Origin of the sequence: Agromyces sp. LHK192 (assembly GCF_004006235.1) — a bacterium.
Taxonomy (GTDB): domain Bacteria; phylum Actinomycetota; class Actinomycetes; order Actinomycetales; family Microbacteriaceae; genus Agromyces.
Genome location: NZ_CP034753.1, coordinates 904,447 through 919,380, shown reverse-complemented (window position 1 = coordinate 919,380; position 14,934 = coordinate 904,447). Strand labels below are relative to the sequence as shown.

Genomic DNA, 14,934 nt, shown 5'->3' with positions numbered 1-14,934 from the left:
ATGACCACCCACGTCCTCAGCGACACCCGGGTCCTCACGGGCCGCTCGCTGACCCACATCCTCCGCAGCCCCGACACCATCATCACGACCGCGGTCACCCCGATCGCACTGATGCTGCTGTTCGTGTACGTGCTCGGCGGGGCGATCAACACCGGGTCCGACGAGTCGTACATCAACTACATGCTCCCGGGCATCCTGTTGATCACGATCGCGTCGGGCATCGCCTACACGGCGTACCGGCTGTTCCTCGACCTGCAGGGCGGCATCTTCGAGCGGTTCCAGTCCATGCCGATCGCCAGGTCGAGCGTGCTCTGGGCGCACGTGCTCACCTCGCTGGTGGCGAACCTGATCTCGGTCGCGATCGTCATCGGCGTGGCGCTCATCATGGGCTTCCGCACCGGGGCATCCGTCGGCGCCTGGCTGGCGGTCGCCGGCATCCTGGTCCTGTTCACGCTGGCCCTCACGTGGCTGGCCGTGATCGCGGGCCTGTCGGCCAAGACCGTCGACGGGGCGAGCGCGTTCAGCTACCCGCTGATCTTCCTCCCGTTCATCAGCTCGGCGTTCGTGCCCACCGACACGATGCCCGGCCCGGTCGCCTGGTTCGCCGAGAACCAGCCCGTCACCTCGATCGTCGACACGATCCGCGCCCTGTTCGCGCAGGAGCCGGTCGGCAGCGACATCTGGATCGCCCTCGCCTGGCTCGTCGGCATCCTGATCGTCGCGTACGGATTCGCGATCGCGAAGTACCGCAGCAAGTTCAACTGATCGGATGCCGCGCCGCCGGCACCGACCCGAACGCCCCGCCCGTCACCACGGGCGGGGCGTTTCGGCGTGGACAGTAGGCGGAAGTCCTGGTTTCAGGAGAACGGAAGCTGTTCAGGACGAAAACTGCAGAATGATCCTGAGCAGCCTCCGATCTCCTGAATCGGACGTCTTCGCCGAAAGGATGCCTCAGCGCGATGGCGGGCTCACGCGATTGCGACGCGCGGCTCGAGCCCGAGGAACGCACCGTAGCGCGCCGCGGCGGCCTCGATCGCCTCCACCTCGGTCGCCAAGAACGGCCGGTGCGGATGCAGCGCGAACGTCACACCCTTCGCCGTCACCGTGCGCTTCATCCCCGCGAGCAACTGCCCGTCGACGACGGCCATGCCGATCGCGGCCTCCCGGGCGCGTGGCACGATGCCCTCGCGGTCGATCACCCAGCGCGAGTCCTGGTAGCCGCGGTACATCTCGTCGAGCAGCTGCAGCAGATGCGCCGCCGGCTCGGCGGACGCGCCGGATGCGGCATCCGGGGCATCCGACGCGGCGTGCAGGAACCGCCGACCGTCGTGCTCGAACGAGGCGAGCCGGTCGCCGGCCGCCGCGATGCCACGGCGCACGTCGCCGAGGGTGAGCGTCGCCCAGTAGGCGAGGTCGCGTTCGGTCGCCGGGCCGTGCGACGAGAAGTAGCGCGTCGCGAGCTCGGCGAGCGCCTCGTCGCGCTCGAGCCGGCGGGGCGAGCGCACGCGGTCGGCGAACAGCGCGTACGTGTGCTCGCCGTCGCGCGGCGCGCCACTGCAGATCACCGTCTGCATCTCGAGGTACGCCAGCAGGATCATGACGTCGTGGCCCGTGAGGTCGAACCTGCGGTCGGCGAGGGACGCGGCGAGCTCCGGCCTCGTGCGATCGGGTGCCTTGCCCAGGGTCTCGACGACCGCGTCGGTGAGCTCGGTGATGCGCTCGGCGAACGGCTGCACCTGCGAGTCGATGGCGGCCAGCACGCGCGGCGCGGTGAGCTCGATGAGCCATTGCGCGTCGTCGGCGTGCACATAGTGCCACGTCGAGCGCAGGACGTGGGTGCGGACGACCCGCGCCTCGGCGAGCGCCCCCGCCAGATCGGCGGGATCCGTCGCCGCCGTCCGCGTCGCGACCGCCCACGCCGACTGCGACGGGTTCTCGGCCTGCACCGCGAGCAGCGTGCCCACGACGTGCTCGGCGTCGCCGGCCGGAGCGGAGAGCAGCTGCGAGCGAAGCCGCCAGCGTGCGAGATCGCGGTCGGAGGTCACCCCGGCAGCCTATGCCTGTCGCCAGCCTGGCGGGGTCGGTCGGGTCGACCGGGTCGCTTGCCGGAATATCTCGGGCAGGCGCGGGTTACCCTTCCACATGAGAGCGATCACGTACTCGCAGACCGGCCCCTCATCCGTCCTCGGCCTGATCGAGCGCGACCTTCCCGAACCCGGCCCCGGCGAGGTGCGCGTGCGCGTCGTCGTGTCGGGCGTGAACCCGACGGACTGGAAGGCGCGCGCCGGCGGCTCCGGCCCGATCCCGTTCGCCGAGGTCGTGCCGAACCAGGACGGCTCGGGCGTCGTCGACGCGGTCGGCGACGGCGTGACCGACCTCGCCGTCGGCGACCGCGTGTGGGTGTACCTGGCCGCGTTCCAGCGCCCGACGGGCACTGCGCAGGACTACACGGTGCTGCCGCGCGAGCGGGTCGTCGCGCTGCCGGATGCCGCGGGCTTCGACGTCGGGGCATCCCTCGGCGTCCCGGCGATGACCGCGCACCGGGCGCTCACCGTGCACGAGGGCGGGCCGACCCGGCTCGCCCCCGGTGCGCTCGACGGCCGCGTCGTGCTCATCGCCGGCGGCGCCGGCGCGGTCGGGCACGCGGCGATCCAGCTCGCCCGCTGGGCGGGCGCGACCGTGATCACGACGGTCAGCTCGCCGGAGAAGGCGGCGCTCGCGACCGCGGCGGGCGCGCATCACGTCGTCGACTACCGCGAGGAGGACGCGGCCGCCGCGATCCGCGCGATCGCGCCCGACGGCGTCGACCAGGTCGTCGAGGTCTCCCCCGGCCGGAATGCCGACCTGAACGCGCAGGTCCTCGCGAACCACGGCTCGGTCTCGATCTACTCGACCGACGGCGGCGGCCAGGTCACGCTCGACGTCGCGCACCATTTCGTGCGGAACGTGCGGTACCAGTTCCTGCTGCTCTACACGGTCGGCGACGAGGCGCTCGCCGCTGCGGCGGAGGACGTCTCCCGCGCGCTCGAGGACGGCGCCCTGCCGGTCGGCGAGGATGCCGGGCTGCCGCTCACGCGGTTCCCCCTGGAGCGCACGGCCGACGCACATGACGCGGTCGAGGCCGCGACCGTCGGCAAGGTGCTCATCGACGTGGGCGAGGGCTGACCGGGCGCGTCGCGCCAGGGGCGTCGCATTCGCACCCGCGCGGCCCCCGCGCGCAACCCCGTGACGGCGTCGGCGGCATGCGCGAGCATGGCGGGATGACGCACACGATCGACGACCCCATCATCGAGTGGCTGCTGCACGCCGATCCGGCGATCCGGTGGCAGGTGCACCGCGACCTGCTCGACTCGCCCGCCGACGTGGTCGCCGCCGAGCGGGCGGCGATCGTCGCCGACGACGAGGGGTGGGGTGCGGCGATCCTCGAACTGCAGGCCGACGACGGCTACTGGGGCGGCAGCGTGTACGGGCACCGTCGTCAGCGCGACTCCGTGATGTGGACCCTGCACGTGCTCACGCAGTTCGGCATCGACCCGGCCGATCCCGCGGTGGGCGATGCGATCGCCCGCGTGCGCGACGGCGTGAGGTGGGCCGACGACGTGGGCGCGAAGCCGTTCTTCGCCGGCGAGGTCGAGGAGTGCGTCAACGGCGGCGTGGTCGGATACGCCGCGTACTTCGGCGTCGTCGACGAGCACGTCGGCGCCCTCGCCGAACGGCTCGTCGGACAGCGTCGCGACGACGGCGGCTGGAACTGCGATCCGATCGAGGAGACCCGCCGGTCGTCCTTCGACAGCACGCTCGACGTGCTGGAGGGGCTTCGCGCCTACCAGCGTTGCGTCGTCTCCGACGGTGCGACGACGACGGATGCCTCCCTCGCCGAGGCGATCCGCACGGGCGAGGAATTCCTCCTGGAGCGCAGTCTGTTCCGCCGCGCGTCGACCGGCGAGGTCGCGAATCCGAGGTTCCCGGTCTCGACGTTCCCGATGTACTGGTTCTACGACGTGCTCCGCGCGCTCGAGTACTTCCGGGCGCGCGGCGGCGACCCCGACCCGCGCCTGCAGCCCGCGATCGACGTGCTCCTCGACCAGCGCGGCGACGACGGCCGCTGGGTCGCCGGCCCGCAGCGTCCGACGCTCCGCGGCTACGTGCTCGAGAAGCCCGAGGGGCAGCCGAGCCGCTGGAACACGCTGCGGGCGCTCCGCGTGCTGCGCTGGGCGCGGCCCGACGCGATCTGAGTCCACGCGATCTGAGCCCACGCGATCTGAGCCCACGCGATCGAGCTGCGGCGCAGGCCCCGCGCGGCGAGCGGTCCGTCAGCGCGCGAGCGGAGCCTCGTCGGTCACGAACCCGAGCTTGTCGGGGTTGGCGATGTTGAAGATTCGCGTGACCCGGCCGTCCTCCACGACCAGGTTGACGATGCCCGCGAGCGAGCCGTCGATCTCGACCCGCATCGCGGGGTGCCCGTTGACCCACACGACGCTCGCGGTCGGCACCAGGCCGAACTTCGCCATGCCCCCCTGCAGGTAGGCGATGAGCCTCGTCGCGCCTTCGATGGGCCTGCGCGCAGCGCCGGGCACCTTGCCGCCGCTGTCCGCGACGGACACGACGTCGGGTGCCAGCACGTCCATGAGCCCCTGGAGATCGCCCGAGTTGAACGCCGCGACGAAGCGCTCGACGACCTCGAGATGCTCCTCGCGGTCGACCGTGACCCGCGGCCGACGGGCGGCGACGTGCTCCTTCGCGCGGTGCGCGATCTGGCGCACCGCGGCCGTCGACTTGCCGACCGCCTCGGCGATCTCGTCGTACGGCACGTCGAACACCTCTCGCAGCACGAACACCGCCCGCTCCGACGGCCCCAGCGTCTCGAGCACCGTGAGCGTGGCCATCGACAGGCTCTCGGCGAGTTCGACGTCGTCGGCGACATCCGGGCTCGTCAGCAGGGGCTCGGGGAGCCACTCGCCGACGTAGTCCTCACGTCGCCGCGACAGCGTCCGCAACTGGTTCAGCGACTGGCGCGTGACGATGCGCACGAGGTAGGCGCGGGGATCGCCGACCGCGGCCCGGTCGACCGCCGCCCACCGCAGCCACGACTCCTGCAGCACGTCCTCCGCGTCGGCGGCCGAGCCGAGCAGCTCGTAGGCGACGGTGAAGAGCAGCCCGCGGTGGACGACGAACGGGTCGTCGGTCGCGTCGGCGGCGGTCATGCCGCCGAGCCTACGACTGGCGCGGGGCCGACGGGTGCCGAGCCCACGGGTACGGTGCCGGCGGGCGCCTCGCCCGCCCGCGTCGCGATCGGCGGCAGCCCGCAGGCGTCGGCGTATCCGTCGGAGTGGATGCCGAGCGAGATGTTCATCCGCCCGCTCATGTTCATGAAGGCGATGCGCGCGGTCAGCTCGAGCAGCGCGGTGGGCCCGATCTCGTCGAGGATCGCCGCCGAGAGCTCGTCGGTCACGGTGATCGGCGTGGTGCTCATCGCCTCGGCGTACTCCATGACGTTGCGCTCGAGCGGCGTGAACGCGTCGGATTCGCGCCACATGGGGACTTGACGCGCCTTCGCCTCGTCGAGGCCCTCGTGGTGCGACTTGAAGTAGTGGTAGTCGAGGCACCAACTGCAGCCGACGAAGGCGGCAGTCGCCATCGTCGCGTACGACGCGAGGTCCTTGTCGAGGTCGTCGAGCGCCTCGACCTTCCGCCCGATGGTCATCGACGCCATCATCAGCCGGCGGTTGTGGGCGAGCACGCCGATCGAGTCGGGCACGTTCCCGACCATGCGCCGCGCGGCGGATCGCACGATCATGCCGAAGAGGCCGTTGAGCTCCGTGGGCGGCACGCGGGACGCGGTCGTCGGGCCGGCGGTTCGTTCGGTGGTCTGGTCGGTGGTCATGGTGTCCTCCTGATCTTGTCGACGGGAACCCCGTCGACATGAAGACACCGCCCGGCGCGCGCGTGTGACACCCTCGGCCGAACCCGGTGGTGTCAGGTGGGACGCCCGGCCCCGCACAGCCTCGAGCGCACCCACGCGGCCGCGTCGGCCTGCGCGACGGAGCCCGACCGGATGGATCTCGTGAACTCGACCGCTGCGGCCGTCAACCGACCATCGGCGGAGTCGGGGCCGTCGCGCAGCACGACCCGGGTCATCCATGCGGTGAGACCACCGCCGATCCGGGCTGCCACGGCGACCGTGCCGGCGAAATGTCGCACCTGCCCGTCGGTTCCGTCGTCGTACGCGCGTCGGAAGCCGCGGCCGCGAACCCGGTTGCTGCCGCCCGACCCGGCATCCGTCACCCAGAACAGGCCTCGCCGCACTCCGCCCAACCGCCCCAACTCCCGGAGGAACCGTCCGTTCGAATGCCCCAGCGCGGCGAGCCGGTCGACCGCGTCGGCGAGCGCCGCGCACGCGTCCACGTGATCCTGGAGACCGGCGGATGTCCCGTCGGTCATGCCTGCTCGTCGGGCTCGCCCTCGGCGGGCTGCGAGGTCCACGTCGGCGGCTCGTCGTTCCCGGCCTCCTCGTCGGCGTCGGCCGCGTCCTTCGTCGGCTGGACCTTGCCCGCCGCGTGGTGCACGGGCGCGTAGACCGCGTAGAGCCGCATCGGCTCGTCGCCGATGTTCTCGATGTCGTGCCACGTGCCGGCCGGCACCTGCACGCTCCACCCGTCGCCGACCTCCTGCCGGAGCGGCAGGTCGTCCTTCGCCGGACCCATCTTCACGAGACCCCGGCCGGCGTCGAGCCGGAGGAACTGATCGGTGTCGTGGTGCACCTCGAGGCCGATCGACTCGCCGACGGGGATCGACATCAGCGTGACCTGCAGGTATGTGCCGGTCCAGGCGACGGTGCGGTAGTTCGGATTCCTGGTCGTCTCGGTCTCGAGGTCGAAGACGTTCGGCTGGGGTCCGTTGTCGGTGGTCATACCCGCGAGGCTATCCGGGCCTCGGGCGGCCGGGCAGCCCCTTGCGGTGGAAGCACGGACGGCTCATAGGCTGGTCGGGATGCGTCGTCACGCCCGAGCTTCCCGCCCGCCCGCGACCGCCGATCGCCGAGTCCGGTCGAGCGGCGGTGCACGGCTTCGCAGTGCGATCGCGTGGCTCGCGGGCGCTGCGGCGGCCGCGGCGACGATCGCGGTCTGGTGGACCTGGCTCGCCCGGCGCCAGCACCACTGGCGCACGGCGCTCGCCGAGGCGATCCCGGTGAACTCCGCCTATTGGCGCGAGCAGCGCGCGCGGAAGGGCGAGCTGCTCTACGTCGCGATCGGCGACTCGGCGGCGCAGGGCATCGGCGCCAGCCGGCCGGGCCACAGTTACGTCGGGTTCCTCGCGAGGCGGATCGCCGGGGCATCCGGCCGCCGGGTGCGCACCGTGAACCTGGCGATCTCGGGCGCGACCGTGCGGATCGCGATCGACAGCGAGGTGCCCGTGCTGCAGCGGCTCGACCCCGACGTGGTGACCGTCGCGATCGGTGCGAACGACATCGCCGGGTTCGACGCCGAGCGCTTCCAACGGGAGATCCGCGAACTCTTCGCCGTGTTGCCCGACCACGCGATCGTGGCCGACCTGCCGAGCTTCTACTTCCTGCCGGCGCAGCGGAGGGTCCGCGTCGCGAACCGGATCCTGCGCGCGGCCGCTGCCGAGCGCGGGCTCTCGGTCGCACCCCTGCACGCGAGGACCGACCGCCAGGGGCTGTGGGGCGTGACCACGCAGTTCGCGGGCGACCTGTTCCACCCGAACGACCGAGGGTACCGGGTGTGGGCGTCGGCCTTCACCCCGGCCGTCGAACGGCGGGTCGCCGAGGTCGGTGGTCGGGGGCAGACTCGTCCCTGAGCGGCTCACCCGCAGTGCTGCACCCCGCAGGCGCTCGCGCGGACGCCGGAAGGGACGTCACCATGCTCGTCGAACTCGAGCCCTGGGGTCCGGGCGACCGGCACCTGCTCGATCGGGCGAACACGCCGGAGATGACGAGGTACCTCGGCGGCCCCGAGACCGACGAGCAGCTCGCCGACCGGCAGGAACGCTACCTGCGCGGCTGGCGCGAGGGCACCTCGTGGATGTTCCGCATCGTCGTCGACGGCGAGCCCGCCGGCGGCATCGGCTGGTGGCCGGTCGAGCACGACGGGGTGCCCGCGTACGAGACGGGCTGGAACACCATGCCCGAATTCCAGGGGCGCGGCGTCGGCCGCGAGGCGCTCCGGCAGGTCGTCCGGCGGGTGGCCGCGCTCGGCGACCGGGAGCTGCTCGTCGCGTACCCGGGCGTCGACAACCCCGGATCGAACGCCCTCTGCCGCAGCGCGGGGTTCGAGCACGTCGGCGGCGACACCATGCCCTGGCGCGGCGGCACGATCACGTTCAACACCTGGGTGCTCGACCTGTCGCCGCTCGACCTCGCCGGCCGCGAGCCCGACCTCGACGAGCGGTTCGACGGCGGATTGGACCCGGCGACCTGGTGGCCGCACTACACGCCGCACTGGTCGTCGCGCGAGCGGTCCGCCGCCCGGTGGACGACCGACGAGCGCGGTCTCGAACTCCGGATCGACGCCGACACCGAGCCGTGGGCACCCGAGTGGGACGGCGACGTCCGTGTCTCGCACGTGCAGACCGGGAAGCATTCCGGCGCGGTCGGCACGGCGACCGGCCAGCATCGGTTCCGCGACGGACTGGTGGTGCGCGAGGCGCAATCCGACCAGCGCCTGCACCTCGTGCACCACGGCGTCATCGAGGTGCGCATGGCCGCGATCCGGCACCCCGCCGCGATGGTCGCCTGTTGGCCGATCGGCTACGAGGAGCGCCCCGACGACTGCGGCGAGATCTGCATCGCCGAGATCTTCGGGTCGGAGCTCGACGACGGGGGCGGTCTCGTCGGCGTCGGCGTGAAGCCGCAGCGCGATCCACGCCTCCACGCCGACTTCGAGAAGGTCCGTGTCGACGGCGACCTCACCGAAGCGCACGACTACGCCGTCGAGTGGGAACCGCACCGGCTTCGGTTCTTCATCGACGGACGCTGGGTGAAGACCGTCGTCCAGTCGATCGACTACCCCGTGCAGCTGATGCTCGACGTGTACGAACTGCCATCGGCGTCGGCGCCCCGTGACACCTCGCAGCATCCGCTGCGGTTCCGCGTCGAGCGGGTGCGGACCTTCCCGCCGCTCCCGTGACGCCGACGATGGCCGCGGGCGATCCTCAGCCCGCGAGCGCGGCCTTGTCCTTCACCCGCCCCTTCACGAGGAAGATCGCGACGATCGCGAGCACGATGTACGCGTAGTTGAACAGACCCGCGATCGTCACGAGCCCGTCGGCTCCGGCAGTGGCGCCGTGCGCATCGACCCCGCCGGTCACGAGGATGGTCGTCGGGTCGGTGGCCGCGTGCAGCAGCATCGCCCAGACGACACTGCCCGTCACCCGCATCGACAGGTACATCATCGCGCCGAAGCCGAACGCGTAGACGACGGTGATGGCCACGTTCAGCACCGGCTGCCCCGACAGCACGTTGACCGAGTGCATCAGGCCGAACAGCGCCGATGAGATCACCATGACCACGCGCTCGCTGTACCCGCCGGCCCGGAGCAGGTTCACGCCGACACCGCGCGTGATCAGCTCCTCCGCGAAGCCGATGCACAGGCCCAGGAACAGCATCGTGAACACCACCGCGACCGAGTACGCCGACCAGTTCGTCGCGAACAGGCGGATCACGATCGGCACCACGACGAGCACGACCGCGATCCACATCCACGGGCGGCCCTCGATCGGCTGACGCCCGAAGATCCCGGGCAGCCATCCGACCGACCAGACGAACAGCAGCAGCAGGCCGCCGGCGAGGAGGATCGGCAACGCGATCCCGAAGAAGATGCTCGCCGGGTCGGCGAGCTGGTCGTCGGGGTCGACCAGGCCGCCGAACAGCGTGCCGACCAGGAGGCCCAGGAGCTGGTAGACCACGATGTAGACCACGGTGATCAGCAGCGCACGCCACCACCCGCCGCGATTCCAGAAGCGGCTCCAGGCGTTGGCGGGTTCGGGTGCGGGTGCGACGTGTTGGGGTGCGACGCGCTCAGTCATTCGGCGTGCCCTTCTCGGCGGATGCGGCGGGTACTGCGGGTACTGCGGCTGCTGCGGCTGCTGGCGGGTGCGGCTGAGCCGGTGGCGGTGCGGGTCGGTGCGGTGCGGTGCGGGGCGGTTCGATCCTCAGCCGAGGCCGCCGCGCTCGGCGGAGGCATCCGCGTCGCCCTCGACCGGCCGGTTCGACAGGCCGACCGATCCGCGACCCGGTGCGGTCGACAGCGCAGCGGTGACCGCCGCCGACTCGTCGACATCGGGGTACTGCGGGCGCAGCTGCACCGGCTTCCGGCGCTTCGCGGCACGCTTGGCCTTGCGGCCCGCGGCGATGAGGTTGAGCGCCTCGACCAGCACCGCGAACGCCATCGTCACGTAGATCAGCGCCTTGTCGATGTGGACGCCGAAGCCCTCGGCGATCAGGAACACGCCGATGAGCAGCAGGAACGACAGCGCCAGCATCTTCACCGTCGGGTGGTTGTTGACGAACGCGAAGATGAACCGCGACGCGAAGAGCATCAGGCCGAACGAGAGCACCACGACCGTCACGATGACGATGATGTTCTCGGTCATGCCGACCGCGGTGATGACCGAGTCGAGCGAGAACACGATGTCGAGCGCGAGGATCTGCGCGAGCACCGAGCCGAAGGTGATGCGCTTCGGCGCGGCACCGTGCTCCTCCTCGGCGCCCTCGAGCTTGTGGTGGATCTCGGTCACGGCCTTGTAGACGAGGAACAGGCCGCCGGCGATGAGGATCAGGTCCTTCACCGAGAAGCCCATGCCCCAGAGGACGAAGATCTCCTCCTTCAGCGTGATGATCCAGCCGGCGAAGAACACCAGGATCACGCGGATCACCATCGCGAGCGTGAGGCCGAGATTGCGGGCCTTCGCCTGCTGCTCCTTCGGCAGCTTCGACGCGAGGATCGAGATGAAGATCACGTTGTCGACGCCGAGCACCACCTCGAGCACGAACAGCGTGAGGAAGACGGCGATCAGGTCGGGCGTGAAGGCGAGGGAGAAGTCCACCCGATGATTCTAGGGAGCGCGCGGCGCGGGGGAAGACCCTGCGTGGGCCGCGATCGCGGCGATCAGCCCTGCGCGTCCTCCAGGTGACGGGCACCGTGGTTGAGCACCTTCACGACGAGGTTGTGCCGGCGCAGCGCCTGGATGGTCCGCGTGATCTCGTCGGACGTCCGGCCGAGCACCCGCTCGGTCGACACGACGAGCACGTCGCCGGCGCGGAGCGTGTCGAACAGCCGGCCCAGCCGCTGCTCCCACGTCTCGATGATGCTCTCGGGGGCGGGGTGCTTGAAGTCGAGGATCTGCACGCCGAACGCGCCGAGGTCGTCGCGCTGCTCGACGATCGACGGCAGGTCGTCGCGGGCCACGACGAGGCCGACGAGGCGCGAGCCCTCTGGCCGGGCCTTCCACCAGTCGTGGTTGCGCTGGAGCTCCTCGAAGCACTCGGGGCATCCGATCGCGCCGTGCCCGGGCACGTGGGCACCGGCCGCGCCGTCGGGACCGCCGGCAGGGTTCGACCGGCGGTTCGTCGTCGAATCGGTCGTCTCGTGCATCGTGGGCGCCTCCAAGGTCGGGTTCCATTGTCGCGCAGTTCGACACTGCGGCAACCGCATGCCCGCTCTACGATCGGCGCATGGCGCGCAATCCCGACATCCCCGACGCGTTCGACGTCTACACGGTCGTCGTCCTGCGACGTCCGGTCGACGCCCCGGAGATGACGGACGCCGAGCTCGACGAGCTCCAGGCCCGACACCTCGCCTATCGCGCCGACCTGCGGCGAGCGGGCAAGCTCGCCGCGAACGGGCCGTTCCTCGGGCAGAGCGACGAGACGTACCGCGGGATGTCGGTGTTCGCCTGCGGCCCGGAGGAGGCGGCCGCGCTCTCCGAAGCCGACCCTTCGGTCGTCGCTGGCCGCCTCGCGTACGACGTCATGGAGTGGTGGGTCGCCGCGGGGTCGATGGCGTTCCCGCTCGCTGATGGCCTCGTCGGCGATCGTCGGGAGCTGCCCGAGGGCTAGTTCGACCCGCTCAGCGCGAGCGGCGCGGCGCCCTGCAGCGCATCGACGACCGGAGCCAGTTCCGGTCGCTCGCCGGCCTCGGCGAGCACCTGTTCGAGCGAGCGGTCGTGGATCGGCTTCGCGCGTCGGTACAGGTCGCGGCCCGCGGCGGTGAGCTCGGTGTAGATGCCGCGGCGGTCGTCGGCGCAGAGGATGCGGGTGAGCAGGCCGCGGTCTTCGAGCCGGTTCACGAGCCGCGTCGTCGCGCTGGGGCTGAGGGCCGCCGCGCGCGCCAGCTGCTGCATGCGCATGTGCCAGCCGTCCTGGCGACTGAGCGCGTCGAGCACCGTGTACTCGACGACCGAGAGTTCGACCTCATCCCCGAGCGCGCGCTCGAGCTCGGCCTCGATCATCGTGTGCAGTGCCGCGAGGGTGCGCCATCCCTGCGCCCGTACCTCGACCGCGTCGTCGCCGATGCCCATTGCGTCTCCCTCGTTCGCCGACACTCGTTGCTTGCGCTTTATATTTGCGTGTGCAACTATCTTCTTCGCGGATGCAATATCCCGCGTCTGCAACTACCCATCCACTCTACAGGAGGCTGCGGCATGCCGCTCGGGCTCATCGCACTCGCCATCGGCGGATTCGGCATCGGACTCACGGAGTTCGTGATCATGGGCCTGCTGCCCGAGGTCGCGACCGACTTCGGGGTGAGCGAGGCCGAGGCCGGGTGGTTCATCTCGGGCTACGCGCTCGCAGTCGTCGTCGGCGCACTCGGCCTCACAGCGGCCACGACGCGGCTGCCGCGGAAGCCCGTGCTGATGGGCCTGCTCGGACTCTTCATCGCCGGCAACGCGCTCTCGGCGCTCGCGACGACCTACGAGGCGATGATGGCCGGACGAGTGGTGGCCGCCCTCTGCCACGGCGCGTTCTTCGGCATCGGCTCGGTCGTGGCCGCGCGCCTCGTCGCGCCCGAGAAGGCCGCAGGCGCGATCGCGATCATGTTCACCGGGCTCACCGCCGCGAACGTGCTCGGCGTGCCGTTCGGCACCTTCATCGGCCAGCAGTTCGGCTGGCGGTCCACGTTCTGGGCGATCTCGGCGATCGGCGTCGTCGCGCTCATCGGCATCGCGGCGCTCGTGCCCGCGACCCGCAACGGTGACGCCCCCGCGCCGAGCCTGCGACGGGAGCTGGCGGCGTTCCGGTCCGGCCAGGTCTGGCTGTCGCTCACGGTCACGGTGCTGGGCTTCGGTGGGATGTTCGGCGCATTCACCTACATCGCCTACACGCTCACCGAGGTGGGCGGCTTCGGCTCGGACGCCGTGCCGTGGCTGCTCGTCCTCTTCGGAGCGGGCCTGGTCGTCGGCAACTGGATCGGCGGTCGCCTCGCCGACCGCGCGATCGACCGGACGCTCGTCGGCTTCCTCACCGCGCTCACGACCGTGCTCGTCGCGTTCGGCCTGCTCGCGAGCAACCAGATCGCGACGATCGTGCTGCTGGTGCTCATGGGTGGATTCGGGTTCGGCACCGTCCCCGGTCTGCAGAGCCGGATCATGCGGTACGCACCGGACGCGCCGACGCTCGCGTCGGGCGCCAACATCGGCGCGTTCAACCTCGGCAACGCGCTGGGCGCCTGGGCGGGCGGGCTCGCGATCACCGCAGGCCTCGGCTACGCCTCGCCAATGTTCGTCGGCGCCGGCATCACGGCGGCGGCGCTGGTCGTCATGATCGTCGCGGCGGCCGCGGCACGACGGATCCCCCGCGCATCGGTCGCGCGCGAGGCATCCGGCCAGGCGCCGGCATCCGAGTCGAGGCAGGTCGCGACCGCGCAGCGGTAGCCGCGGCGGAGGGCTCGCGTGGTCACGGGATCCGGACCACCACGCTCCCCCGCTTGCGGCCGGTGTCGACGTACCGGTGGGCCTCCACGATCTCGTCGAGTTCGTAGGTCCGGTCGATCACCGGGCGCAGGTCACCGGATTCCGCGAGCGCTGCGACGCGTTGCATGAGCGCGGGACCCATCGGCCCGCCGGATTGGTTCACCAGGACGCCCCGGCGTCGCGGCCGGATGCCGGCCCCGATCATGCCGGCGAGGTCGGCGATCACGAGCAGGAGCGCGCCGCCGGGCCGGATCAGGTGCCGCACCCTCGAGTACGGCGCATTGCCGACGCACTCGACGACGACGTCGTACCGCGGGCGCGGGGCATCCGTCGCCGTGAAGTCCTCGCGCGTGTAGTCGATGGCCCGGGATGCCCCGAGCGAGCGCACGAGGGCGGTGTTGCGGCCGCTGGTGACCGCGGTCACGGTCGCACCGCGCGCCGCGGCGAGCTGCACGACCGCCGATCCGACGGCGCCGGACGCGCCGTTGACGAGCACCTCGACGCCGGGCCGGAGGTCGACGAGGTCGAGGTAGCGGACCGCGGTGTGTCCGCCGAAGATCACGGCGGCAGCCTCCTCGAACGACAGGGCGGCCGGCTTGCGGGCGACGTCGCCGGTCTCCGCGACGGTGGCGTACTCGGCGTGGCAGCCGAACGCGGCGCCGCGCATGACCATCACCTCGTCGCCGGGCGCGAAGCGGGTGACCGCGGCGCCGACCGCCTCGACGACGCCCGCGCCCTCCATGCCGAGCGTTCGGACCCGCGGACGGAACAACCCGATCTTCGGCGCGGCGACGAGCCCGAGTCCGCGCGGCACCTCACGCGTGCGCAGCCGGTGGTCGGCGATGCTCACCGTGGTCGCGCGGAGCCTGACGAGCAGTTCGCGCGCGTCGGGCTCGGGCCGCAGCGCGTCGCCGACACTGACGACCTCGGGCGGACCGAACCGCTCCAGGCGTGCCGCTCGCATGGTCGTCCGGGTCTCGGTGGTCGTCATGATCCGCTCCCTTA

Annotated in this window: 17 protein-coding genes; 7 read left to right on the top strand and 10 right to left on the bottom strand. The window is 71.5% G+C overall.

The window, feature by feature from the left end:
- Nucleotides 1–765, top strand: a complete 765-nt coding sequence (locus ELQ40_RS04075; RefSeq protein ID WP_127792537.1) for an ABC transporter permease — start codon at nucleotides 1–3, stop codon at nucleotides 763–765.
- 203 nt (nucleotides 766–968) lie between these two features.
- On the opposite strand, the gene ELQ40_RS04070 is transcribed toward ELQ40_RS04075, so the two are convergent.
- Nucleotides 969–2,045: a winged helix DNA-binding domain-containing protein gene (locus ELQ40_RS04070; protein WP_127792536.1), complete on the bottom strand. Its 1,077-nt coding sequence runs from the start codon at nucleotides 2,043–2,045 to the stop codon at nucleotides 969–971.
- A gap of 97 nt (nucleotides 2,046–2,142) precedes the next feature.
- On the opposite strand from ELQ40_RS04070, the gene ELQ40_RS04065 reads away from it, so the two are divergent.
- Together ELQ40_RS04065 and ELQ40_RS04060 are read left to right on the top strand one after the other, a co-directional pair.
- Complete coding sequence (locus ELQ40_RS04065) at nucleotides 2,143–3,165, top strand: NADPH:quinone reductase (RefSeq protein ID WP_127792535.1); 1,023 nt, start codon at nucleotides 2,143–2,145, stop codon at nucleotides 3,163–3,165.
- A gap of 95 nt (nucleotides 3,166–3,260) precedes the next feature.
- The gene (locus ELQ40_RS04060; protein WP_127792534.1) at nucleotides 3,261–4,235 is read left to right on the top strand and encodes a hypothetical protein; all 975 of its coding nucleotides are present in this window, start codon (nucleotides 3,261–3,263) and stop codon (nucleotides 4,233–4,235) included.
- A 78-nt stretch (nucleotides 4,236–4,313) separates the two neighbouring features.
- Here ELQ40_RS04060 and ELQ40_RS04055 read toward each other — a convergent pair whose 3' ends face one another.
- From ELQ40_RS04055 to ELQ40_RS04040, 4 genes are all read right to left on the bottom strand, one after another.
- Complete coding sequence (locus ELQ40_RS04055; protein ID WP_127792533.1) at nucleotides 4,314–5,204, bottom strand: RNA polymerase sigma-70 factor; 891 nt, start codon at nucleotides 5,202–5,204, stop codon at nucleotides 4,314–4,316.
- Nucleotides 5,201–5,884: a carboxymuconolactone decarboxylase family protein gene (locus tag ELQ40_RS04050; protein ID WP_127792532.1), complete on the bottom strand. Its 684-nt coding sequence runs from the start codon at nucleotides 5,882–5,884 to the stop codon at nucleotides 5,201–5,203. The genes ELQ40_RS04055 and ELQ40_RS04050 overlap by 4 nt, the downstream gene beginning before the upstream one ends.
- Before the next feature lie 92 nt (nucleotides 5,885–5,976).
- On the bottom strand, nucleotides 5,977–6,441 hold the full coding sequence (locus tag ELQ40_RS04045; protein WP_127792531.1) for a hypothetical protein: 465 nt from the start codon (nucleotides 6,439–6,441) through the stop codon (nucleotides 5,977–5,979).
- Entirely contained in the window at nucleotides 6,438–6,911 is a 474-nt protein-coding gene (locus ELQ40_RS04040) for a cupin domain-containing protein (protein ID WP_127792530.1), read from the bottom strand. Before ELQ40_RS04040 ends, ELQ40_RS04045 begins: the two co-directional genes overlap by 4 nt.
- A gap of 79 nt (nucleotides 6,912–6,990) precedes the next feature.
- On the opposite strand from ELQ40_RS04040, the gene ELQ40_RS04035 reads away from it, so the two are divergent.
- Nucleotides 6,991–7,818, top strand: a complete 828-nt coding sequence (locus ELQ40_RS04035) for an SGNH/GDSL hydrolase family protein (RefSeq protein ID WP_127792529.1) — start codon at nucleotides 6,991–6,993, stop codon at nucleotides 7,816–7,818.
- A 62-nt stretch (nucleotides 7,819–7,880) separates the two neighbouring features.
- Nucleotides 7,881–9,146, top strand: a complete 1,266-nt coding sequence (locus tag ELQ40_RS04030) for a GNAT family N-acetyltransferase (RefSeq protein WP_127792528.1) — start codon at nucleotides 7,881–7,883, stop codon at nucleotides 9,144–9,146.
- A gap of 25 nt (nucleotides 9,147–9,171) precedes the next feature.
- Here ELQ40_RS04030 and ELQ40_RS04025 read toward each other — a convergent pair whose 3' ends face one another.
- The 3 genes from ELQ40_RS04025 to ELQ40_RS04015 form a co-directional block, all read right to left on the bottom strand.
- Entirely contained in the window at nucleotides 9,172–10,044 is an 873-nt protein-coding gene (locus tag ELQ40_RS04025) for a CPBP family intramembrane glutamic endopeptidase (protein WP_127792527.1), read from the bottom strand.
- Nucleotides 10,045–10,170: 126 nt separating this feature from the next.
- Nucleotides 10,171–11,064, bottom strand: a complete 894-nt coding sequence (locus ELQ40_RS04020) for a TerC family protein (protein ID WP_127792526.1) — start codon at nucleotides 11,062–11,064, stop codon at nucleotides 10,171–10,173.
- 62 nt (nucleotides 11,065–11,126) lie between these two features.
- On the bottom strand, nucleotides 11,127–11,612 hold the full coding sequence (locus ELQ40_RS04015) for a dehydrogenase (protein WP_127792525.1): 486 nt from the start codon (nucleotides 11,610–11,612) through the stop codon (nucleotides 11,127–11,129).
- An 80-nt stretch (nucleotides 11,613–11,692) separates the two neighbouring features.
- Here ELQ40_RS04015 and ELQ40_RS04010 point away from each other — a divergent pair, with 80 nt between their 5' ends.
- Nucleotides 11,693–12,076, top strand: a complete 384-nt coding sequence (locus tag ELQ40_RS04010; protein WP_127792524.1) for a YciI family protein — start codon at nucleotides 11,693–11,695, stop codon at nucleotides 12,074–12,076.
- Here the strand turns inward: ELQ40_RS04010 and ELQ40_RS04005 are convergent.
- Entirely contained in the window at nucleotides 12,073–12,537 is a 465-nt protein-coding gene (locus ELQ40_RS04005; RefSeq protein WP_127792523.1) for a MarR family winged helix-turn-helix transcriptional regulator, read from the bottom strand. The genes ELQ40_RS04010 and ELQ40_RS04005 overlap by 4 nt on opposite strands.
- Nucleotides 12,538–12,660: 123 nt before the next feature.
- Between ELQ40_RS04005 and ELQ40_RS04000 the strand changes: the two genes are divergently transcribed.
- The gene (locus tag ELQ40_RS04000) at nucleotides 12,661–13,890 is read left to right on the top strand and encodes an MFS transporter (RefSeq protein ID WP_127792522.1); all 1,230 of its coding nucleotides are present in this window, start codon (nucleotides 12,661–12,663) and stop codon (nucleotides 13,888–13,890) included.
- Nucleotides 13,891–13,912: 22 nt separating this feature from the next.
- On the opposite strand, the gene ELQ40_RS03995 is transcribed toward ELQ40_RS04000, so the two are convergent.
- A complete protein-coding gene (locus ELQ40_RS03995; protein ID WP_205649424.1) occupies nucleotides 13,913–14,920 on the bottom strand; it encodes an NAD(P)-dependent alcohol dehydrogenase in 1,008 nt (335 codons plus the stop codon).
- Between the last annotated feature and the right edge of the window lie 14 nt (nucleotides 14,921–14,934).

What these genes read in the sequence shown, in the direction of transcription:
- ELQ40_RS04055 (WP_127792533.1), bottom strand. Translation starts at nt 5,204, where the DNA reads ATGACCGCCGCCGACGCGACCGACGACCCGTTCGTCGTCCACCGCGGG.
- ELQ40_RS04015 (WP_127792525.1), bottom strand. Translation starts at nt 11,612, where the DNA reads ATGCACGAGACGACCGATTCGACGACGAACCGCCGGTCGAACCCTGCC.
- ELQ40_RS04045 (WP_127792531.1), bottom strand. Translation starts at nt 6,441, where the DNA reads ATGACCGACGGGACATCCGCCGGTCTCCAGGATCACGTGGACGCGTGC.
- ELQ40_RS04060 (WP_127792534.1), top strand. Translation starts at nt 3,261, where the DNA reads ATGACGCACACGATCGACGACCCCATCATCGAGTGGCTGCTGCACGCC.
- ELQ40_RS04025 (WP_127792527.1), bottom strand. Translation starts at nt 10,044, where the DNA reads ATGACTGAGCGCGTCGCACCCCAACACGTCGCACCCGCACCCGAACCC.
- ELQ40_RS04005 (WP_127792523.1), bottom strand. Translation starts at nt 12,537, where the DNA reads ATGGGCATCGGCGACGACGCGGTCGAGGTACGGGCGCAGGGATGGCGC.
- ELQ40_RS04030 (WP_127792528.1), top strand. Translation starts at nt 7,881, where the DNA reads ATGCTCGTCGAACTCGAGCCCTGGGGTCCGGGCGACCGGCACCTGCTC.
- ELQ40_RS04035 (WP_127792529.1), top strand. Translation starts at nt 6,991, where the DNA reads ATGCGTCGTCACGCCCGAGCTTCCCGCCCGCCCGCGACCGCCGATCGC.
- ELQ40_RS04010 (WP_127792524.1), top strand. Translation starts at nt 11,693, where the DNA reads ATGGCGCGCAATCCCGACATCCCCGACGCGTTCGACGTCTACACGGTC.
- ELQ40_RS04075 (WP_127792537.1), top strand. Translation starts at nt 1, where the DNA reads ATGACCACCCACGTCCTCAGCGACACCCGGGTCCTCACGGGCCGCTCG.
- ELQ40_RS03995 (WP_205649424.1), bottom strand. Translation starts at nt 14,920, where the DNA reads ATGACGACCACCGAGACCCGGACGACCATGCGAGCGGCACGCCTGGAG.
- ELQ40_RS04065 (WP_127792535.1), top strand. Translation starts at nt 2,143, where the DNA reads ATGAGAGCGATCACGTACTCGCAGACCGGCCCCTCATCCGTCCTCGGC.
- ELQ40_RS04050 (WP_127792532.1), bottom strand. Translation starts at nt 5,884, where the DNA reads ATGACCACCGACCAGACCACCGAACGAACCGCCGGCCCGACGACCGCG.
- ELQ40_RS04000 (WP_127792522.1), top strand. Translation starts at nt 12,661, where the DNA reads ATGCCGCTCGGGCTCATCGCACTCGCCATCGGCGGATTCGGCATCGGA.
- ELQ40_RS04040 (WP_127792530.1), bottom strand. Translation starts at nt 6,911, where the DNA reads ATGACCACCGACAACGGACCCCAGCCGAACGTCTTCGACCTCGAGACC.